Here is a 20,337-nt window from a genome sequence, read left to right as displayed (position 1 = left end):
CCTGGGCCGCGGCCTCGGGCCGACCGGCCGCCGACGCGGCGGACTGCGTCCGGGCGCTGGAGGCCGGCGACAGCCGCGCCCGGACGGTCTGGGACGACGCCCTGGCCGCGCTCGCCGACGGTCTCGTCACCTGCCTCACCCTGCTCGACCCGGGCACCGTGATCATCGGAGGCGGGCTGGCCGAGGCCGGGGACACCCTGTTCGAACCGCTGCGCGCGGCGGTCGGGAAGCGGCTTGCCTTCGAGCGGATGCCGGAGATCGTGCCGGCGGCACTCGGGGAGACGGCGGGCTGCCTCGGTGCCGGCCTGCTGGCCTGGGACCTCCTCGGCGGCTGACATCCTTCGCCCCCCGCCGTCGGCCCGCCGCTCCCATGGCGGGCCGACGGCGGGGGAGCGGGACGGTACGGGCCGCGCATCAGGCCCCCGCCAGCACGGCGAGCTCCGCCCTCACGGACTGCTGCTCCCAGCTCTCCCGGTCGCGCAGGTAGACCGGCCGGTCGGCCTCGATGGCCCGGGTCTCGGCCCCGCCGGGCGTGAGCCGCCAGCGCACCGAGCCCGTCACCGGCCGGGCGCAGAAGTCCATGAACGACTGGGTGGCCGCCCGCAGTTCGCCGAACCAGCGGCCCTCCAGCGCCTCCCGCACCCACAGCTGTTCGAGGTGCATCTTCTCGCGGATCGTCTCGGCCGAGAGCACCGCCGACTCGAGGTGCCGGTAGCTGCGCAACAGGAGCCACGCGGCCGGCATCTCCCGGATCTCCAGCACCTTCTCGCCGCCGGCGAGGTGCTCCAGGCCGCTGTACCGCCCGAGGCCGAAGGCGCCGACCCGCCGGTTCAGCTGGTCGATCAGCGGCACCAGCGGCAGGCGGGTGCCGTCGACCGCCACCGGCGTACCCCCCTCGAACCGCACCTCGACGCCGTCCTCGGTGACCGCAGGTCGGCGCGCGCTCCACCGGAACAGCTGCTCCGGCACCGCGTGCTGCTCGGGGTCGTCCAGGAGCCCGGACTCGAACTCGCGGCACCAGAGGTTCGAGTCGCCGCTCACGACGCGCTCGCTCATCCGGGCGAGGCCGGCCTCCTTCAGCTCCTGGATCTTGACCTCCCGGCCCACCGGGTCGAGGTCGTACGGGCTGCCGTAGGCGCCGTCGAAGCCCAGCAGTTCCAGGGCGCCGTTGAGTCTGCGCATGGTGTTCTGGGAGCGGTTGGCGGTGTGCAGGACGGCCGCCGCCCCGAGTTCCGCCGCCAGTTCGGTGGCGAACCGGGCGATCAGCGGGCGGCTCAGGGTCGAACTCACCGGGTGGGTCCCCAGGTAGACCGCCTGGCTGACGATGGCCGCCCGCACGAACTCGTCGGCGAAGGCTCCACGGCCGTCCACGACGTGCAGCCGGACCCCCAGCTCGTCGGCGATCTGCTGTTTCTGTTCGCTGGTCTCGTCCTCGCCGAGGTCCACGCTCAACGCGTGGACGTTCCGGAACCCGGCGTTCTTCAGCCGCAGCAGGAGGAAGCTGCTGTCGAGCCCTCCGCTGAAGAGCGTGACGACGGGGGCTTCCGCCGGCAGGACATCGGTGGTGAGTTGACGGAAGGAGCGGATCAAGCGGTGATGGCTTTGCATGATGGTCCTTCGAGACGCGGTGGGGGAAGTGGTTCGGCGCGTGCGGCGGCCGTCCCGCGGGTGAGGTCCGCGGCCCGGGCGGCGGGCGGCCTCAGTCGTCCGAGTAGGTGCCGAAGGAGGAAGCGGATTCCGGCCAGTTCTCCTTCTGCCACCGGCGCAGTTCGGGGTAGCTCGCGTGCGCGGGCACGACCAGCAGCCGCTCGTCGAACCACGCGGTCAGGGAGTCGCGGCGTTCGCGGAACTCCTCCCGGGTGCGGCCGCTCAGCACGACCTGGCCGACGGCCTCGGTGGTGCTCGCGAGCGCGTCCGCCATGCGGAAGCCGTACGGGAGTTCCAGTCGCAGGTACTCGACCCCGGGCAGGGCGCGCACCTCGGCCGGGGTCGGGTAGCCGACCAGGACGCCGGGACGGTTGTTGAGGTAGGTGGAGCCGATCGTGTCGGGCCGCACCGAGGGCTCGATCCGGGGGTCGGTCCCGGCCGCGCAGCGCAGCCCGGCGAGCGCCAGGTCGACGCCGAACTTGGCTTCGACCAGCTCGGGTTGGAGCAGTCCGCCGGTCCGGGCCGCGCACTCGCCGAACACCAGCTTCCCGGTGTCCGGCTGGTGGAAGAGCTCCATGTGGAAGGTGCCGCGCCGCAGGCCGAGCGCGCGCAGGGCCGGTTCCACGACCGAGCGTGCGAGGTCGTAGGCGGAGGCGTCGGCGACAGGGTCGAACACCTCGACCTGGAGCGCCCGGTTGAAGTCCACCGTGCTCAGGCAGGGCTCGCCGTACGTGCTGACGCTGAGGAACCGCAGCTCTCCGTCGAAGACCACGCCGTCGGCGATCCACTCGTCGCCCGCAACGAACTCCTCCAGGACGAAGGTCCGTTGGGGCATGCCGGCGCGCCGGAGCTCGGCACACCGGGCGATCAGCCCGGCGCGGCCCTCGACGACCGAGGTGTTCCGGGTGCCGGCACCGGCGACCGGCTTGAGGACCGCCTTGTCGAAGTCCTCGACGCTCGCCGGATCCAGGTGGTGGACGTCCTCGATCAGGCGGGACCGGGTGACCTCGATGCCGGCCGCGGCGAGCGCCTCCTTCTGCAGCCACTTGTCCCGGAACCGCACGGCGGTGTCCGGGTCCACGGCGACCGGGGCGCCCAGGACCTCGCCCAGGGCCGCCACGGTGACCAGGGCGAACTCGTCCCCGGTGTGGACGCAGTCGAAGTCCCGGTCGGCGAGGCCGGCCCGGTGCAGCGCGAGCAGCACGCTCTCCACGCTGGAGGTGTCCTCGGCGAAGACGGTCTCGACCCCGTCCGGAATTCCGATGAACCCCCAGTCGCGCAGGCCGGGGCCGTGCACCACGACGGGCTCGATTCCGTTGCGGAGCGCGGCCCGGATCAGGTACGGGTCCGCTCCGACGATCAGGGCCGAGGATCGGTTCTCAGACACGGGTCTCCTTTGGAACGGGGCGGGTCCAGCCCACGATGTTCGTGCATCGATTCAGTGGCAATGCCCCACCTGATGCCGCCGCTTCGGCGAATTCGCCGGGGCCTCGGGCGCGAATGACCGGGGGAATGCCTGCGGGGATGCGCGGAATGCGTCCCGTTCCGCGTATCCGTCACGCTCCGACGGATACGCGAACCCCCCGGTCGGCTCCGGAACCATGGCGTCGTGGTTCTTGATCCATAGTCCATGACAAGCAGTTGATGTGCAATGGCACATTGCATCTCACGGTGCCGGCGTCCCCATTTGATCCGTTTTGGCCGTCTATTTTCACATCGGATCACAAGTGGAGTCGGATCCTCCAGCGCGCTCGACAGGGCTTCCCCGGAGGGCATGTGACAGACCATCGGACAACCGGGCGTGTCTCCGGCGATCTGGGCAAGCGGGGCCGGATCGGACATAGCGCATGATTGCCGGTATTCCCCGGAAGAGGGTGGCGGGACCTCTTCCGATTGCTTAGGCTCCTGGAGGTTCCGGCACCTGCCCGGTGCGGCGGAAAACGGGATCCGACGGAATTCCCGGACGCGCCGCGGTCGGCCCTTTCCGCCTCCCGGCCCGGCCGGAGTGAGGACACCTGACAATTCCGTCCCGGCCGACCCGGACCTTCACGGGAACCCGCGCGACCCGTCGGCCGCCGGGATTCCCGCCCACCCGCGCGGCGTCGGCGTCGGTCCCATCAACACGCATTACGCGGCGCCGTGTCCATCGACCCGGTCAGCGCACGAGAGGACGGAGTCAGCCAGTGATCCAGCGGAACAACGGACCGACCGGGGACGAGCCGGGGGCCACCGTGCACGCCCTGTTCGAACACCATGCGGAGCTCGCCCCGGACCGGACGGCCGTGGTCGCGGACGACGGGCAGCTGAGCTACCGCGAGCTGAACGCCCGCGCGAACCGGCTGGCCTGGCGGCTGCGCGAGGCGGGCGTCGGGCCCGACACGCTCGTGGGCATCTGCGTCGAACGCTCCGCGGCGATGATCGTCGGGCTGCTGGGCATCCTGAAGGCGGGCGGTGCGTACGTCCCGCTCGACGCCGGATACCCCGCCGAGCGGCTGGAGTTCATGCTCCGGGACACCGCCGCCCCGGTGCTGGTGACCCAGCGCCGGCTCGCCGACCGGCTCCCCGCGGGCCGGGCGACCGTCGTCCTGCTCGACGAGGACCCGGCCCACCACCCCTCCGGGAACCCGCCCGTCGTCGGCCGGCCGGAGCTCGCCAACGTCATCTACACCTCCGGATCCACCGGAACACCCAAGGGCGTCCTGGTTCCGCACCGGAGCGTCGTGCACCTGGTGACCGATCAGGACTACGTGTCCATCGCGCCGGACGACCGGGTCGCCGCACTCGCCACGCTGTCCTTCGACGCCTCCACCTTCGAGATCTGGGGGCCCCTGCTCAACGGTGCGACCTGCGTCGTCTACAGCTTCGGCGGCACCGACCTGACCGCCCTCTGCCGCCGGGTCCACCGGGACGCCGTCTCCGTCCTGCACCTGACCAGCCCCGTCTTCCGGCTGCTGGAGCCGGCGCACCTCGCCGACCTCTCCGGGGTGCACACCCTGCTGTTCGGCGGGGACTCCATCCGGGCCGAGGTGGCGGACCTCGCGCGGCAGGCCTTCGCGGGGCGGCTGATCCACCTGTACGGGCCGACCGAGACGACCGGCTTCGCGACCTACCAGGACGTCCGGACCATGGCACCGGACGCCACGATGATCCCGATCGGCACCCCGCTCGACCGGGTCCGGGTCCGGGTGCTCGGGCCGGACGGAGCGGACGTCCCGGACGGGGAGAGCGGAGAGCTCCACATCGGCGGAGCCGGCATGACCCGCGGCTACCTCGGCCGCGCCGAACTCACCGCCGAACGCTTCGTCCCGGACCCCGACGACCGCGCCGGCTCCCCGCTCTACCGCACCGGTGACCTCGTCCGGCGCGGCCCGGACGGGGCGCTGCGCTTCCTGGGCCGGATCGACCGCCAGATCAAGGTGCGCGGCTACCGGATCGAACCGGGCGAGATCGAGGCCGCGCTCACCCGGCACCCCGGGGTGCACGACGCGGTCGTGGTGGCCCGGGACGACGGCGCGGGGGACAAGCGCCTCGACGCCTACGTCGTCCCCTCCTCCGGACCGGCCTCCGGTCCGGCCTCGGGACCTGCCTCCGGACCTGTCGGCACCGCCGACGGCGCGGGACGCGACCGGGAACTCGTGGCCGACCTGCGCCGGCGGCTCTCGACGGAGCTGCCGCGGTACCAGCGCCCGGCCTCGATCACCGTGATACCGGCGATCCCGCTCACGACGAACCTCAAGGTGGACGCGGCGAAGCTGCCCGCCCCCGCCGAGGAGCGCGATGCCGCCCAGGGCTCCCCGACCGCCCCCCGCGACGAGCTGGAGTCGGCGCTCGCCGCGCTCTGGCGCGAGATGCTCGGACTCACCGAGGTCGGGATCGACGACGACTTCTTCACGCTCGGCGGCGACTCCGTCTCGGCGGTGCAGCTGGCCACCGCCGCGACCCGGCTGTCCGGCGTCCCGGTCACGGTGCGTGACGTCATCGGCTCCCCGACCATCCGCGGACTGTCCGCCGTGGCCGACGGATCCGCCGCCGTGCGGGCCGACGGTGCGGCCGGCGCTCCGGCCGGTTCGCCGCGGCCGACTCCCGCCGGGGGCCCCGCATGAGCGGCCGGGCCCCCGCCGACGCGCCCCTGACCAGGGCGCAGAAGTTCCAGTGGTTCCTGGAGAAGGGGCTGGCCGAAGGACTCCGGCCGCTCCCGGCGGGGACCGACGAGGCCGCCGCCCAGCGCCTGGTGCACGCGCTGGAGGACCGGTTCGAGATCCTCCGCACCTCCCTCGCCGTCGTCGACGGAGAACTGCGGCAGCTGGTCCACCCGTCGGGCTCCCCGGTGCGGGTCGTCGACGTCGCTCCGGACGGCACCGCCGAGCGGAGCCTGGCCGACCTGGTACGGGTGTTCACCGCGCACACCCACGGCAGGGTCGGCCGGTTCCTCGTGCAGTTCCACCTGCTCCGGTCCGAGGACCGGCGCTGGTTGGCGGTGGTCGCCGACAACGTGGCCGTGGACGCCGGGTTCCACGGCGTGGTGGACCAGCAGCTCACCGACCTGCTGCACGGACGGACGGACAGCCCGGACACCGGAGTCCCGCACCGGGGACCCGGGATCCAGCCGGCCGAGCAGGCCCGGCGCGAGGCCGACCCCGACGAGGACACCGAACGCACCAGGGCGCTCGACTACCTGCGGCGGCACTTCTCCCACGCACCGGCACGGATGCACCCGCACCACCCTCCGGGCGAAGGGACGGCGGGCCGCTACTACCGGAGCACGCTCACCCTGCCCGGCGCGGACGGCCTCTTCGCCCGCGGCATGGCCCACACCGGGCTGCTGCCCTCGGCCGTCGTCCTCGCCGCCTTCGCCCAACTGCTCTGCCTGCGTGCCGACACCGACGCGTGCACCGTCAACGTGTCGCTCGACAACCGGCACAACGCCGACCTCCGCCGGGTGCTGTGCGCCACCGCGCAGCGCTCCCCGGTGGCCCTCCGCCGGCAGGGCCGGAGCCTGCTGGAAGCGGCCGCCGAGGTCCAGCGGACCCTGGCCGAGGGGCACCCCGCCTACGGCCGGTACGACCCCTTCGACCTGATCCGCGAACGGGTCGAGGCCCAACACCGTCGAGGCGTCTGCCTCTCCACCGACCTCGCCTTCAACTTCATTCCGCCGCCGCAGGGTTGGCGGGAGCTGATCGAGGCCGAGCCCGGCCCCACGGACGGGCCCGGCGCCGCGGATCGGCCTGGTTCCACGGACGGGCCCGGCACGACGGACGGGCCCGGTTCCACGGACCGGCCCGACTCCCGGATCAGCTGGGCGACCACCACGGAGACCTCCTACGAGTACGGAGCCAGCCTGTCGGTCCGCTGGGCCGACCCGCACACCGTCCGGCTGTCCGTCCACGGCGACTCCACGGTCCTGGAACCCGAGCAGTGCGCGGCACTGCTGCGCGGCGTCGAGCTGGTCCTGACCCGGGCCGCGACGGGCCGGGACTGCTCGCCGGACGAGGTCGCGTCCGCCGTGGGACTGCTCCGGCTTCCCCGCGGCCCCCGCGAACGGCACTCCGACGGGCGGTGGATCGACCTCCGCGCGATCGAGGACCTCCTGCTCGCCCTGCCCGGGGTCACAGCGGCCGGGGCGTCGCTCGAACCCGGCGGCGCGTCCGGCACCCCCCGGCTGACCGCCCGGGTCACCGCGGCCGACGGCAGCGCGCTCACCCCGTTCGACCTGCGGGAGGAACTGCTCCGAGCCGCGCACACGGGCGCGATCCCGGCGGTCCCCGACTGGTTCGAGATCAACGGTGCCGACGCCTCGGACGGGCGGGCACTCCCCGGCCGCCCCCCGGCCACGGCCGAGGAGACCGCGCTGCTCACCGCCCTGACCGGGACCGGGCCCGGCCGGGCCCCCGACCTCGACCTCTGCTACCTGCGGGCGGGCGGACGGCCGGAGCACTACCCGCGCTTCGCGGAGCTGCTCCGCCGGCTGGGCTACCACCCGCCCGGTTTCGCCCAGGTCAGCGGCATGGCCACCCTGCGCAGCCTGGCCCGGGAACTCCGTCCGTCCGGCCGGGCCGGAGGCCGGCCCGCGGCGCCGGCCGGCTGACTGGGCCCCCGGCGGAGGCAACCGCGCCAACCGATCCGTGACCCACCGACCCTCGGAGCACCCATGACCAACGCAATGCCGGAGCCGGTCCTGTCCCAGGAGGAGGTCGATCGCTTCTGGCGGGACGGATACCTGCTGATCCGCGGCGTCCTGACCAGGCAGCAGGCCAGGCACCACGCCGGCCTGATCCTCGACCTGCTCCCGCGAGACCTGCGCGTCCCCGACCACTGGGAGGCGTACGACGGCCGGTTCAAACCCTTCAACACCCCGGGGAACCAGACCTTCGACGGACCGGAGTTCATCCCGCTCTTCCAGAACGAGCGGCTCTACCGGGTGGCGGCCCAGCTCCTGGGGCACCCCCGACTGCTCGTCCGGGACGGCTCGGTGGCCATCACCATGCGCAACGACACGGCGCACCCCAGCGAGCTGAGCCAGGACCTGCACATCGACCCGGCGGTACCCGAGGACGCGGACGAGTTCCTGCTCACCCCCGAGGAGGTCGAGATCGGGGGCTGCTACTACTTCACGGACGTGGCCCCGGGCGGCGGCGGCATCCACGTCGTGCCCGGCGGCCACCGGATCGTCGAGGCCGAGGCCCGCGCCGTCCGCCAGGGGCGGCAGCTGCACGACAAGTGGCGCAACATCCCGGACCTCGAGAGCGTCGAAGTGACCGGGCAGGCAGGCGACTTCGTGCTGACCCACCATCTGATGCCGCACGCCGCCTCGCACAACCGGCGCCCCGAGGTCCGGGTCGCCCAGTTCGTCCGCTACGCGCGGGACGACCAGCCCTGGGACGCCGGCGAACGCCCCGGTGACCGCCCGGCCGGTCACTCCTACAACGACCTGCAGACCGCGGCGATGACCCCGCTGGGCCGCCGGCTGCTCGGCGTCGACCCCTGGTAGCGGGCCCTGCCGGTGGCCGGCCTAGCGCCGGCGGACCGGCCGCCAGCACCGGCACCGGCATTGGCACCGGCACCGGCACGCCCGGCAGACCATCCCTCAAGGAGGCCACCACCATGACGACACACCCGGACGGCATACCGCTCGACCTGTCCGTCGACCACGTAGAGCTGTACGTGGAGGACCTCGACGCCAGCGCACGCCACTACGCCCGGGCCTACGGGTTCACCGTGTACGCCACGGCCGACCGGCCGGGCGAGGCGAGGTCCGTCGCCATCGGCCGGGAGCACATCCGGCTGGTCCTCACCCAGGCCCTGGCGGAGGACCACCCCGCCGCCGACTACGTCCGGCGGCACGGGGACGGCGTCGCCGACATCGCCCTGGCCGTACCCGACGTGGTCGCCGCCTTCGCCGCGACCGTCCGGCGCGGCGCCCGGCCACTGGCCGAACCCGAGGAGAAGGACGGCGTGGTCACCGCGGCCGTCGCCGGCTTCGGCGACCTCCGGCACACCCTGGTCCAGCGCCGCGCGGGAACCGACCACCGGCCGCTGCCCGGTTTCACCCCGGCACCGCGGAGCGAGCCGGAAGCGGACACCGGCCTCCTGGCCGTCGACCACTTCGCGGTGTGCGTCGAGGCGGGCCTGCTCCGGTCCACCGTCGCGTTCTACGAGCAGGTCCTCGGCCTGCGCAACACCTTCACCGAGCGGATCGTCGTCGGCGCCCAGGCCATGGACTCCGAGGTGGTGCAGTCGGCGTCCGGCGGCCTCACGCTCACCATCATCGAGCCCGACACCAGCCGCGAGCCCGGCCAGATCGACCACTTCATCAAGAACCACGGCGGCTCCGGTGTCCAGCACATCGCCTTCCGCACCGACGACGCCGTGCGGACCGTCCGGACGATGGCCGAGCAGGGGGTGGCGTTCCTGTCGACGCCGGGCCCCTACTACCGGATGCTCGCCGAGCGGCTGCGGCTGACCCGGCACTCCGTGCCCGCGCTCGCCGCCCTGGGCATCCTCGTCGACGAGGACCACGAAGGCCAGCTCTTCCAGGTCTTCACCCGGACGCTGCACCCTCGGCGGACCCTGTTCTTCGAGGTCATCGAGCGGGTCGGGGCCACGACCTTCGGCAGCGGCAACATCAAGGCACTGTACGAAGCGGTGGAAGCGGAACGGCACGGGTGACCGCCACCGCCTCCCGAGGGTCCGGTCCGGCCCGCCGCCCCGGCCCGGACCCTCGGGGGCCGGCGGTCAGCCGGAGACCACCAGCCGGGCCAGCACCGGCAGGTGGTCCGAGGCCACCGGCTCCTCGGTGACCAGGCCGACCCGCACCGGCGTCACCCCCCGGCCCGCGAAGACGTAGTCGATGCAGTCCCGCGGAGCATCGGCCGGGAACGTCGCCACCGGACCACCGTCGAGAACCGTCCAGGAATCGGTGAAAGAAGCCCGAAGCCCGGTTATCTCCGACGTTCCCGGGGTCGCGTTGAAATCGCCGAGCAAAATGGCCGGACCGGTTTCCCCGATCAGCTCCACGACTTCTTCCGCCTGGCGGATCCGGTCGATTTCCGAGAACAGCTCCAGATGCGTGACGAAGACCTGCAGCGGAATTCCGCCGAGGTCGATCTCGACGTGCAGCAGGCCGCGCTGCTCCTCCCCGGGGGACCGGAAGAGGTGGGTGTTCCGCGCACGGGTGATCGGGTGCCGGGACAGCACCGCCGTACCGTACTGGCACCGCGGAGCCGCCGGCGCCGCCGGGTCCAGGTCGATGTTCGCCCCGTACGCCAGGTGGTAGCCGAGCGACCGCGCCAGCTCCGCCACCTGGTCGTTCCACTGGCTGCGCCCGTCGAAGTGCCGGTCCACCTCCTGGAGCCCGACGATCTCCGCACCGCTGCGCCGGATCACCCGGGCGATCCGTTCCAGGTCGAGGACGCCGTCCGTTCCCTCCCCGTGGTGGATGTTGAACGACAGGACGTCGACGGTAGCTTCGGCGGAATCCAACCGGCTGTCCATGCGCACTCCTTTTCCACGGCGGACCGTTCCGCCGCTGCGTTGCCTGATCGGCCGGAGCCCATTGAATACGATCGCCGACCGGTCCGGCAGGAATTCCCCTCCTGGCGAACGGGCGCCAACATTGTCGGAATTCCCGCCGCCCCGCCGAAAAACACCCCGGGACGGCAGACGCGGAAAAGCGGTCCGCCGGCCGACGTGGAGGTACGAACCCGCGGGCGCGGGGAGGACGACCTGGCGGCCGTTGCCGTTCTGCTCGGCGTCGGCTGACCCCCTGTCGGCGTACAGGAAAACTGCGCAGGCCGGTGCAGACCAACGTGCGCGCGGCGGATGGTGGGTTCAGCCTTCCCTTCGTGTGATGTCGAGGGCTCCGTCGTGTAGGGCGAAGCGGCGGGCCGCCTTGTCGTCAGCCGTGACGGAGGGCCGGCCGGCGCCTTGGAACGCCGCCGTCCGCAACTGGAAGCGGGCGGGGCCGGCGCCGCACATCGCGCGCAGCCGCCACGGGTCGTTCTCGGCGTTCTGCGGGTGCGGCGGCACGGCCAGGTGCACGAGGGCAGAGGCGTCGTGGTCTGCGCCGTAGCGTGTGTGTGCCGAGGTGTAGGAGGCCATCCGGAGTTCGACCTCTACCGGGCCGGGTACCGTCGCGAGGTTCGGAGTGGGCTGCTGCGATGTGCCGGTGATCGGGTGTGGTTGGTCCTGGTCGCGGAGGACGACGAGGAGATCCGGTCGGTGGACGGTCTCCGCCAGCTCGCTGGCGAACCACTTCGCGAGGGCTGGGCCGCCGCGTCCGACCCAGGTCTCGACCAGGTGGCGGAAGGCGGCTTCCCGCCGGTGGGGCAGGCGGTGAGCACTCGCGGCGAGGATTGCCTCGCCGGCTCCGGTGAAGGCTCGGTGGAAGTCGCGTACGGGGACCCGGTCCGCATGCCGGGGACTACGCACCATGCGGACGTGCAGCATGGCGCGGTGCAGAACGGTCGCTGCGGCCATGGCGTTGGCGCCCAGGTGCCCCTCCTGCGGGGAGGTGCCGCGAGCAGGTCGGGTGTCGCGGGGTGGTGTGGTCGCGTCGGCCTGGCGCCCGGCCGAGGACAGGTGCCAGCAGCGGTCGTCCGGGCAATGGTCGGCCGTCGCCGCGCGGAGTATCCCTCGGGCCCCCAGGGCGATTGACACGCCGTCCGCTCGCGCTCCAAGGACGGCGCCCCGGGCGTCATCGGAATCGAAGCGGACCTCGGTGATGTCGCGCAGCCATATATTCAGCGTCGCGCTCTCGGCCGGGGTGCCGTCGTCGACGGGGTAGGAACGGGTGACAGCCAGTTCGAGCCGGCCGACGAGACGGCTGCCGGCCCGCTCGATCCGCAGATGGCGGACCTCGGCCGATGAAAGGTCGTAGTCGGCGGCCAGGCTCTCCGCGGCGTGCGCCGTCAGCGACATCACCGGGGCCATCACCTGTCCCAGATAGTCACGGCCCGGCGTGGACGGCTTCCCCGATGTGAGGAGCCCGTCCAACGAGTGCCCGGCGGCCGCGGCCTGCTCGATCATCCATGTGCGCCGTTCCTCACCGAGGCCGGCCATCCATTCCAACGCTGCCAGAGATCGACGCTCGCGCCCGCCTCGCGTGCCGGCCGTCGCCGCCCGAAACAGCGGGAAGGTGTTGTTGTCCCACACGTCCGCCGCCATGTGGATCGTCTCCCGGTCGAAGCACCGGGCGTCCGCGGCAGCATCGGCGATCTGCACCAGCGACCGATCCAGCAGCGCCCCCAACACGGTGAGGGCAGAACCTCGTTGGCCGCGCGCCGCTCCGCACGGCCCACCCGTGCTCACACGGCGCTGCGGAGAGGAAGCATCAAAGTTCGCCATGCCGGGATCGTTGCACGAAACACGATCACATCGAACAGGGACCTGAGCACGATCGTTCGTACCGAGCTCAGCACTTGAGCGTAGCGCCGACGGATGTACCAGGATGTGGTCATGCAGACTGGTGGGGGTGGCGGGGGCGATCTCGCGATGGATCTGTTGCGGGCGATACGGCGTCGGGCCGGGCAGCGTCGTTTCGTACCGGACGGGCCGGTGCGGCGTGGGCCGTTGCGTCGGCCCTACGGCAGTGAGCCTCAGGTGCTGGCGGAGCTCATCGAGGTCGCGGAGGCAGCGGTCACGTTGAACCGTCCCGGCGGTACCGGGCCAGCCATTCCAAGCTCACGTCGTTTCCCTGCCGGCGCGTGAGCGGCTCCACCGGCCGGCCGCCTCGCGCGACTCCCAGGCTGTCCAGGAGCCGGTCCACCACACCCTCCGGGTCCGCCAGCGCGTCCTCGTACGTCACCGTGATCGGCGTGATCCCGCTGTCGGAGAACCGGCGCGCCCACTCCTCGTTCTGCTCCCGGATCATGTGCTCCCAGTGCGCGATCCGGTCGCGACGGTAGGGAACGTCAGCACCCACGCCACGAACGTCGTCGGCATACCAGACGTCGGTCTCCAGCGCCCGGTACAGAGACACCGCTTGTGCCGCCGTGTCCAGCCGCCGGTTCCACACATATACCGGGCGGTCGAAGGCGCGCTCGATCACCTCGCGCCAGCTCGCTCCACTCGCGGACTGGTATCGCCGCAGCCCGGCGACGACCTCGTCCAGGTACGACCCCATGACGATCAGGCCCAACACGCCGTTGGCTGAAGTCCCGATCCGCATCAGCTTTCGTAGCTGGTCCGGCTGCGTCCGGTGCGCCGGACCGATCGGGATGTCCTCACCGTCCAGTTCGGTAACGTGGTTGTACAGGTACTCCTGCGGGTTGCCCGACAAGCCCGTGCTCTCCAGCAGACCGGCCAGCAGATGAGTCCCTGACCTCGGTGTGCTGCAGATGAGCAGGCATCTGCCCGCCGCCGGCGCCACGTCGCTCGTTCGCGCCACAGGTCGCACCCCCTCTTTGAGCGCCTTGACCGTCGCTCGACCCCCCCTTAGCGTAGTGGTTCCTGGGTCGCACACGTGGGGGGTCGGGGGATGCGCATAGCGATCGCGTTCGACGGTCAGTACGCATCGGCGGCACGCAACATGCTGTCGTCGCTGGCCCGTTGCCTCCCGCCGAAGAGCGGTGTGCGCATCTCGGCACTGATGACAGATGACTCGCCGAGTGCCGACGTCGTCGAGCACGCGATGTCCCGCGGGCTCGATCTGGAGGTCGTCCGTCTGCGCCGCGACCTGTCCGACCTGCCACTGCTGCGCTACCTGACCGGCGCGACGTACGCGCGCCTGTTCCTGCCAGAGCTGGTGCCGGACGACGTGGCGCTGTACATGGACGTGGACGTCGTGCTGATGCGAGACGTGACAGAGCTGTTCGCGACGGACCTCGGTGACAGACCCCTCGCGGCCGTGCGGGACATGTGGCGTCCCAACCTGCACGAGGCGTTGGCAGGCGGAAGCAACGGACGATTCGCGCCCGACGCGCCCTACTTCAATGCGGGGGTGATGCTGTGCAACCTCCGCCAGTGGCGTCGGGAGAGCTTGACCGAGCGGGCCCTCGACTGGCTCGCCAGCCAGGATCAGGTCCCGGTCTGTCTGGAGCAAGATGCGCTCAACGCGCTCACGCACGGTCGATGGATCGAGCTGGATCCGCGCTGGAACGTGTTCCCGATGACTGACTTCCGCGACATCCCGCCCGAGGCTTGGCCGCCGCGACTGGGTACGGAGTACCACGCGTACCGGGATCAGGAGCGACGCGCCTTCGTGCTCCACTTCATCGGCTCCCGCAAGCCATGGCGTCACCCGTACCCGGACACCGAGAACCTCAGGCGATATCATCACTTCACCACGCCCACCGTCGAGGACTTGACGCCGAACCCTGTCACCTCGCCGTCTCGGCCGACCTCCCCGACCGTCGAGGACCTGACGCCGAACGCTGTCACCTCGCCGTCTCGGCCGACCTCCCCGACCGTCCCGGAGACGCCGCCCCTGGCGCTTACCGGGGGAGGGGGGTCGGCGACATCGCCGGCGGCGGTGTTCGGCTACCCAAACCGGCGTGATCAGGACAAACGACCCGAGCGTCGCAAGAGGCCTCGCTTCGTCTGACCAAGAAGTACGCCTACGGCGACGCCCTCCACGTCGTTCTGGTCGGACGCTTGGCGGCGGAGCCGGAGGCGTTCCAGACGGCTCCGGGCTCCAGCCATCGCCATCGTCTTCTGTTCGCACGGTCCGCTCCACCACGCCCATGCGACGCACCCGCCGCGGCACAGCGCTCCTTGAAGCCTCAGCAAGCCGGTCAGGCAGAAGACGTGTCACCTAGCTTTCAGTACACCGTCCCGGGTAAGTGGCACGAAACCCGGAACGATCAAGGTGGCACGGAGCGCGGATCCAACGAAACGCACAGCTCGCGGACTCGCCATAGGACATCGGGACGCGGAACCCGCGGCCTGCTCCTTCCGCCACGGCCTGACCGCTGTGGTCCACAGCCTCGGGATGGGCCGCAACGAGATCGGCATGCGTCTGCTCTCCACGGAGAGCCGCCGCGTCCCGCTGTGCCTGCCGCGATTTTCGGCGACTTGTCCGTCTGGGCGGCGTCGTCTCCTGGGTGCTAGATTCGAACGCGTTCAAAGAGGGTGCTGTGCAAGGGGGAAACATGGCCGCGGTGCCGGTGAGTGCCCGGTGGCTGTCCGGGGTCGGGGCGGTCGCGTTCCTGTTGCCGGCGTGGAGCATCCACCGGGGGTATGGCCCGGGCGGGCTGGTGCTGTACGTCTTCGGCCTGGGCTGCGCGGTGGTGTGCGCCGTGCCGCCGTTCTTCTCCGACGAGAAGCGGCTGCGCGTCGCGTGCACGGCCGGCGGCGTGGTGGTCACCGTGGTGTCCGCGCCGTTCGTGTTCGTGGGCGCCCTGTTCGCGAGGTTCCTCTACTACGGCACCCTGTACCTGGCCTTCCTCGCGCTCCCCGTCACCGCGGTGGCCGGCCTGGCCGCCGGGTTCCAGCGCGCCAAGGGGCGGGACCGCGGCCGTGGGCCGGCCCGCTTCGCCTGGGCGTGCGCGGCGCTGACGCTGACCGGCTGGCTGGCCGTCAGCGCCTGGATCCTGACGCTGCGCTGATCGTCAGGCCCGCGCGACCGCACTGTACGTGAGGTTCTTGAGGTCGTCGGCGAGGCGGCGGGCTGCTTCGGTCTCGATGGAGCCGCGTGATTCGATCTCCTCGCCGCCGCCCGCGTCGCGTGCCGAGGCGAGCCCGACCGAGGCGCGGGATCCTGGCCCGCGGCCGCCTGGGGTTGACGCCACCGCCCGGATCGGCAGGGAGGTCGGCTGGACCGCAGACGGCGTCAACTACCGCCTCGCCCGGCCGAGTCGCCGGTGGCACGTCCCCAACCGGACGGCGCCGGTGGGGCGGGCGTACGCGTTCGGCGTCCTCGTGGCGGACGTGTGGCCGCCGGCGTCTGCCCGCCGCACGTGACGGCCGTCAACCGGCCCGGCGTACGGGTCGGGGCCCGGTCGGGCGGGGTTGCGGACAGCGTCGGCGGCGCCTGCAGCACGGGCCGCTCTCGCCGGTCGCGGTCATCGGCAGGACCATCACGACCACCGCGGACGGCTGTTCGTCCACCTCCCCGGCGGCCGGCGTCTCGCGACGGCTCCCGTCCGGCTGATCGGGCCCGCTGCCGGGAACGGCGCGCGCGGCACGGAGAAACCATTCCAGTCGCGAGGCCCTCAGGCCGAGCGCCGCCGCGAGCTGTTGGACGGAGCGGCGCTGTGGTCGGAGCACCCGGCCCCGCTCGATGTCGCTGATCGTTCTCACACTGACCTGGGAACGCCGGGCGAGTTCCTCATGCGTGAATCCCACTTCACGACGAAGCGCCCTCAGCATGCCCCCGAATGCCGAATCCCCTTGTTGTGCCTTCGACATGTCACCCCCCAGAATCTTGGCGCATGGGAGCGCTCCCACACCCATCGGGAGCGTAGCAGCACCTTATGCCCAGGTCAGCCGTGACACGCGGCCGTGGCTCATACCGGAACAACGGGACGTGACGGCCTTTCAGTTCGAGGCAGTCCGAGGCCTTCAGGCCGAGGCGCGGACCGTCAGTTCGGTCGGCAGGATCACCTGACGACGCGGCCGCCCGGGGTCGGCGATCTCCTCGAGCAGCAGCTGGACCATCAACCGCCCCATCGCCTCGGTCGGTTGGCGAACACTGGTGAGGGGCGGCTCGGTGCTACGGGCGATGACGGAGTCGTCGAAGCCGACGACGGCCACGTCTCCCGGCACGTGCCGCCCGGCCTCGCGCAGCGCCCGGAACGCGCCCACGGCCATCAGGTCGGAGGCGCAGAACACGGCATCGAGGGTGGGCGTTTCGGCCAGGAGCTCGCACATCGCCGCGTAGCCGCCCGCCTCGGTGAAGTCGCCGTGGGCGACGAGCGCGTCCTCCGGAGCGAGGCCGGCCTCCGTGAGCGCCTCCCGGTACCCCGCCAGGCGTGCCCCGGCCGCTTCCATGGCGAGCGGCCCCGTGATGGTGGCCACTCTGGTGCGGCCGAGTCCGACCAGGTGCCGGACGGCCGCCCGGGCCCCGCCGGCGTTGTCGGCGTGGACGTAGCTCAGCGATTCGCGCTCGGACCGGCGGCCGCCCAGTACGGCCGGCATCCCGAGCTGTTCGAGCAGGTCGGGCAACAGGTCGTCCTGGCGCACCGAGACCAGGAGCACCCCGTCGACCCGACGCGCGGTGAGGTAGCGCGTCAGACGCTCGCGCTCGTCCTCATTACGGACCAAGGTCAGCAGCAACTGAAGGTCTGTTGAGGCGAGTTCGTCGGAGATCCCGGTGATGACGTCCGCGAAGTACGGCTCCGACCTCAACCGCGACAGGCTCTCCGGGACGACCAGGGCGACGACGTCGGTGCGCGAGGTCACCAGGGACCGTGCCGCCTGGTTGGGTACGTAGCCGAGCTCGGCGACGGCGTGCTCCACGGCCTCCCTCGCCCGGGCGCTCACCTTGGGCGAACCGTTGATGACCCGGGACACCGTTCCCCGGCTGACTCCCGCGCGGGCGGCCACGTCCTCCACCGTCGGTCGCGCGGCAGGCCGGGCACCTCCGGGGCCCGGCCTGTCAGTTCGGGGCATGATCACACTCCGGCGTGGCTCACTCTCGGGAGTGGCCATCCTACACGGCGTGAGAGCGCTCCCATCGACGCTTCCACGGGTGCTCCCACCGGCGCTCCCACGGGCCCGGCGCCCGTCGCCCGGTCGGGAGGGTGCCCGACCGGCCGACGGGACCGGCGGTCACAGGGGCATGCCCTGCCAGCCGCCGAGGTTGGTGGGCGTCGTGCCCGTGCGGAAGTAGACGCGGCCGTCCGTGCCGATGGCGAACACGTACAGGACACCGCCGCCGTCGACGATCGCGGTCGGGTAGTCGAGGACGGTGCCGCCGAGGTCCTGCCAGGCGCCGTAGCCGGCGTTCGGCGCGGTCTGGGCGGTGGTGCTCACGCCGCCGCCGCCGTTGCGCTCGAACAGGACGACCCGCCCGCCGAGGTTGGCCATCGCCGGCTCGCCCACGCCCTTGTGGCCGCCGAGGCTGGTCGGGGACTGGCTCCACGGTCCGCCGGGCCGGGTCTGGTAGCTGACGAGCATCGCGCCGGTTTCGGCCTCGCGGTAGGCGAGTTCGATGCGGCCGTCCTGGTCGAGCGCGGCCTTGGGCGGGCTGGCCGGCCGGGAGTTCGGGATCGGGCCCGGGCCGTTGATGGCGTCGTTCGGGGCGGTCTGCCACCAGTTGACGACCCCGTCGCGGGTGCTGGCGAAGACCTCGATCCTCCCGGCGCCGTTGCGGATCGCGGTGACGGGATCCTGGATGTCGGTGCCGTGCAGGTCGTCCCAGGTGGTCGTCCAGGCGCCGTTCGGGCTGGTCTGCCGGATCGCGCTGAGGCCGCCGCCGCCGTTCTTGACGAAGAGCTCCAGCCGGCCGTCCTGGGAGGCGACCACCGCGGGCACGCCGACCTGGCCCGCGTTGACGAGCCCGGCGTTGGGGTTGCCGAGGTCGGCCCAGCCGTCCCGCCACACGCCGTTGGGCGTGGTCTGCGGGACGGAGACGATGTGGTGGTCGGTGAGGCGGCGGGCGAAGACCTCCATCCGGCCGTCCGCGTTGGTGCCGACGGCGATGCCCGGCGCCAGCCGCCCGCCCGGGTCGGCGAACCGTGCAGGGCCGCCCCAACTGCCGTCCCCCTGGCGCCAGTACGTGTAGAGGGAGCCCGCCCGGACGACGAAGACCTGCGGCCGGCCGTCCTGGTTCAGCCCGGCCCAGGAGGTACCGCGCGACCAGCGGTAGTACATCCGGGAGAACCAGGCGGTTTCGTAGTTCCCCGAGTGGTCGTGGCTGGCGTACTCGGAGACGAACACGCCCTTGGTGCCGACCGTCGCCGGGTCGAGGTTCACCGGGCAGTCGCTGATGTTGTAGTCCCGGTAGTTCACCTGGACCAGCGAGCCGCCGTACTGGCTCGCCGCCATGCCCGCGAACTTCGCGGCGGAGATGTGGTCCGAGTGGTCGTCCTTGTAGCGGGTGTCCGGGAGTTCGTCCTGGGCCCGGAGCACGGTCGGCTGGTACGTCACCATGATCTGCCGCAGCACCTCGACGACGTCCGCCGCCGTGTAGGTCGACGGCCCGGACAGCGGGCTGTCCTTCGGGACGACCGTGGTGTCGGTGCCGCCGTTCAGCACGTTGGCGAGCCCGGCGTCGTGCAGGTTGAGGAAGATCAGGTGCACCGACCGGTCCTTGAGCATGTACCGCTCGACCTGCTTGCCCGCGACCGTCCACGCCTCGACCGCCCAGTGCCCGATCTCGTCGGTCGCCGGGTCGTTGTCGCCGACCCCGGTCATCCGGGAGTAGGCGTTGACGGCGCCCATCTGGCGGTTCCAGGTGCGCAGTGGGTCGCCGGCGGGGTCCCAGCAGCCGCCCGCGCACGGGTCACCGGTGATGTTCCCGGCGGTGACGAACACCGTGACGGACGGCGTGCCGTCGGCGAGGGCGTTGGACAGGTCCGGGTTCATGAACAGGATGTCGTCGTCCTCGTGGGCGACGACCTGCATGAACAGCGGCCCGGAGCCGGCGGCCATACGTGCGGCCGTACCCGCACCCGCACCCGCACCCGTACCCGTACCCGTGGCCGCGGAGGCTCGGGTCGCGGTCCCCTTGGCCAGGACGGGTGCGGCGAGGGCGGTCAGCGCGAGGGAGGTGAGGAGTTGCCGTCGTCCGATTGCCATGTGATGTCCCCTCATTCGAGATTTCGAGGTTCGACAGGTGATCACGCCAGGAGGAGATTGGCGGATTGTCGGGCGGAAAGTGCCCGAGACGGTATATCGCAAATTCCGTCAGGCGCGACAGTCAGCTGACGCACGATCAGGCCACTCCGTCTGCTTCCCGCCGATCTCGCCTGTACAGCGCGGTTTCTGCTGGAACTTCCCCATGGCTTCCGCCTGATGTTCCTCCTGGCGAATCCGGGCTGTCGGTGATTGCATGGTGGATGGCGAGCGGGCTCCGGGATTTCTCGGCGCATTCTCGGACTTCCTCCTCCGGGAAGCGGATCGCCGCCATTTCTTCGTCACCCGAACCATGCGGGAACATGGTTTTCCGTACCCGGTGAAAGGACTCCTGTGCACGTCGCCCACCGCCCACCGCGGGGCCGCCTGTCCGCCTTGACGGCAGCCGCCGTCGTCCTCGGCGCGTTCGCCGCCCTGCCGCCCGCGGCCCCGGCGAACGCGGCCGCCGGCTGCGGG

General features: G+C 71.8%; 16 protein-coding genes. 7 read left to right on the top strand and 9 right to left on the bottom strand.

Annotation, left to right across the window (positions count from 1 at the left end; translation table 11 throughout):
* A partial coding sequence (locus AE652_RS12530) for an ROK family protein (protein ID WP_049651380.1) occupies nucleotides 1-335 on the top strand: 335 nt, incomplete at its 5' end.
* Nucleotides 336-414: 79 nt separating this feature from the next.
* Here AE652_RS12530 and AE652_RS12525 read toward each other — a convergent pair.
* Together AE652_RS12525 and AE652_RS12520 are read right to left on the bottom strand one after the other, a co-directional pair.
* Nucleotides 415-1,608 carry an argininosuccinate synthase-related protein gene (locus tag AE652_RS12525; protein WP_049651379.1) on the bottom strand — a complete coding sequence of 398 codons (1,194 nt, stop codon included), beginning with the start codon at nucleotides 1,606-1,608 and terminating at the stop codon, nucleotides 415-417.
* A gap of 91 nt (nucleotides 1,609-1,699) precedes the next feature.
* Nucleotides 1,700-3,034 carry a hypothetical protein gene (locus AE652_RS12520; protein WP_049651378.1) on the bottom strand — a complete coding sequence of 445 codons (1,335 nt, stop codon included), beginning with the start codon at nucleotides 3,032-3,034 and terminating at the stop codon, nucleotides 1,700-1,702.
* Between the two features lie 796 nt (nucleotides 3,035-3,830).
* Here AE652_RS12520 and AE652_RS12515 point away from each other — a divergent pair.
* The 4 genes from AE652_RS12515 to hppD all read left to right on the top strand — a co-directional run bounded on the left by AE652_RS12515 (nucleotide 3,831) and on the right by hppD (nucleotide 9,813).
* Nucleotides 3,831-5,750: an amino acid adenylation domain-containing protein gene (locus AE652_RS12515; RefSeq protein ID WP_049651377.1), complete on the top strand. Its 1,920-nt coding sequence runs from the start codon at nucleotides 3,831-3,833 to the stop codon at nucleotides 5,748-5,750.
* The gene (locus AE652_RS12510) at nucleotides 5,747-7,732 is read left to right on the top strand and encodes a hypothetical protein (protein ID WP_049651376.1); all 1,986 of its coding nucleotides are present in this window, start codon (nucleotides 5,747-5,749) and stop codon (nucleotides 7,730-7,732) included. Before AE652_RS12515 ends, AE652_RS12510 begins: the two co-directional genes overlap by 4 nt.
* Before the next feature lie 63 nt (nucleotides 7,733-7,795).
* On the top strand, nucleotides 7,796-8,635 hold the full coding sequence (locus AE652_RS12505) for a phytanoyl-CoA dioxygenase family protein (protein ID WP_049651375.1): 840 nt from the start codon (nucleotides 7,796-7,798) through the stop codon (nucleotides 8,633-8,635).
* Nucleotides 8,636-8,748: 113 nt separating this feature from the next.
* The gene (gene hppD / locus AE652_RS12500; protein ID WP_049651374.1) at nucleotides 8,749-9,813 is read left to right on the top strand and encodes a 4-hydroxyphenylpyruvate dioxygenase; all 1,065 of its coding nucleotides are present in this window, start codon (nucleotides 8,749-8,751) and stop codon (nucleotides 9,811-9,813) included.
* A 66-nt stretch (nucleotides 9,814-9,879) separates the two neighbouring features.
* Here hppD and AE652_RS12495 read toward each other — a convergent pair whose 3' ends face one another.
* The 3 genes from AE652_RS12495 to AE652_RS12485 all read right to left on the bottom strand — a co-directional run bounded on the left by AE652_RS12495 (nucleotide 9,880) and on the right by AE652_RS12485 (nucleotide 13,531).
* On the bottom strand, nucleotides 9,880-10,638 hold the full coding sequence (locus AE652_RS12495) for an endonuclease/exonuclease/phosphatase family protein (protein ID WP_049651373.1): 759 nt from the start codon (nucleotides 10,636-10,638) through the stop codon (nucleotides 9,880-9,882).
* A gap of 336 nt (nucleotides 10,639-10,974) precedes the next feature.
* A complete protein-coding gene (locus AE652_RS12490) occupies nucleotides 10,975-12,393 on the bottom strand; it encodes a hypothetical protein (RefSeq protein ID WP_159028438.1) in 1,419 nt (472 codons plus the stop codon).
* A gap of 388 nt (nucleotides 12,394-12,781) precedes the next feature.
* The gene (locus AE652_RS12485) at nucleotides 12,782-13,531 is read right to left on the bottom strand and encodes a Stf0 family sulfotransferase (RefSeq protein WP_158077789.1); all 750 of its coding nucleotides are present in this window, start codon (nucleotides 13,529-13,531) and stop codon (nucleotides 12,782-12,784) included.
* Between the two features lie 90 nt (nucleotides 13,532-13,621).
* Between AE652_RS12485 and AE652_RS12480 the strand changes: the two genes are divergently transcribed.
* Both AE652_RS12480 and AE652_RS12475 read left to right on the top strand, forming a co-directional pair.
* On the top strand, nucleotides 13,622-14,686 hold the full coding sequence (locus tag AE652_RS12480) for a glycosyltransferase family 8 protein (RefSeq protein ID WP_049651370.1): 1,065 nt from the start codon (nucleotides 13,622-13,624) through the stop codon (nucleotides 14,684-14,686).
* 547 nt (nucleotides 14,687-15,233) lie between these two features.
* A complete protein-coding gene (locus AE652_RS12475; RefSeq protein ID WP_049651369.1) occupies nucleotides 15,234-15,689 on the top strand; it encodes a hypothetical protein in 456 nt (151 codons plus the stop codon).
* Nucleotides 15,690-15,692: 3 nt separating this feature from the next.
* On the opposite strand, the gene AE652_RS45020 is transcribed toward AE652_RS12475, so the two are convergent.
* The 4 genes from AE652_RS45020 to AE652_RS12465 all read right to left on the bottom strand — a co-directional run bounded on the left by AE652_RS45020 (nucleotide 15,693) and on the right by AE652_RS12465 (nucleotide 19,824).
* Complete coding sequence (locus tag AE652_RS45020; RefSeq protein WP_159028437.1) at nucleotides 15,693-15,872, bottom strand: hypothetical protein; 180 nt, start codon at nucleotides 15,870-15,872, stop codon at nucleotides 15,693-15,695.
* A 178-nt stretch (nucleotides 15,873-16,050) separates the two neighbouring features.
* Nucleotides 16,051-16,452 carry a helix-turn-helix domain-containing protein gene (locus AE652_RS43975; protein WP_074005896.1) on the bottom strand — a complete coding sequence of 134 codons (402 nt, stop codon included), beginning with the start codon at nucleotides 16,450-16,452 and terminating at the stop codon, nucleotides 16,051-16,053.
* 192 nt (nucleotides 16,453-16,644) lie between these two features.
* A complete protein-coding gene (locus tag AE652_RS12470; protein ID WP_049651381.1) occupies nucleotides 16,645-17,694 on the bottom strand; it encodes a LacI family DNA-binding transcriptional regulator in 1,050 nt (349 codons plus the stop codon).
* A gap of 159 nt (nucleotides 17,695-17,853) precedes the next feature.
* Nucleotides 17,854-19,824 (bottom strand): PIG-L family deacetylase, encoded by a 1,971-nt coding sequence (locus AE652_RS12465; protein ID WP_159028436.1) that lies wholly within the window; start codon nucleotides 19,822-19,824, stop codon nucleotides 17,854-17,856.
* Nucleotides 19,825-20,337: the final 513 nt, after the last annotated feature.

Source organism: Kitasatospora sp. MY 5-36 (genome assembly GCF_001182915.1).
In the GTDB taxonomy this organism is placed as follows: Bacteria; Actinomycetota; Actinomycetes; order Streptomycetales; family Streptomycetaceae; genus Kitasatospora.
Note: the sequence above shows the minus strand (reverse complement) of the source record. Positions and strands in the feature narration are given on the sequence as shown.

Coding starts and splice junctions, on each gene's coding strand:
- AE652_RS12525 (WP_049651379.1), bottom strand. CDS start 1,608: ATGCAAAGCCATCACCGCTTGATCCGCTCCTTCCGTCAACTCACCACC.
- AE652_RS12510 (WP_049651376.1), top strand. CDS start 5,747: ATGAGCGGCCGGGCCCCCGCCGACGCGCCCCTGACCAGGGCGCAGAAG.
- AE652_RS12505 (WP_049651375.1), top strand. CDS start 7,796: ATGACCAACGCAATGCCGGAGCCGGTCCTGTCCCAGGAGGAGGTCGAT.
- hppD (WP_049651374.1), top strand. CDS start 8,749: ATGACGACACACCCGGACGGCATACCGCTCGACCTGTCCGTCGACCAC.
- AE652_RS12495 (WP_049651373.1), bottom strand. CDS start 10,638: ATGGACAGCCGGTTGGATTCCGCCGAAGCTACCGTCGACGTCCTGTCG.
- AE652_RS12480 (WP_049651370.1), top strand. CDS start 13,622: ATGCGCATAGCGATCGCGTTCGACGGTCAGTACGCATCGGCGGCACGC.
- AE652_RS12475 (WP_049651369.1), top strand. CDS start 15,234: ATGGCCGCGGTGCCGGTGAGTGCCCGGTGGCTGTCCGGGGTCGGGGCG.
- AE652_RS43975 (WP_074005896.1), bottom strand. CDS start 16,452: ATGCTGAGGGCGCTTCGTCGTGAAGTGGGATTCACGCATGAGGAACTC.
- AE652_RS12470 (WP_049651381.1), bottom strand. CDS start 17,694: ATGCCCCGAACTGACAGGCCGGGCCCCGGAGGTGCCCGGCCTGCCGCG.
- AE652_RS12465 (WP_159028436.1), bottom strand. CDS start 19,824: ATGGCAATCGGACGACGGCAACTCCTCACCTCCCTCGCGCTGACCGCC.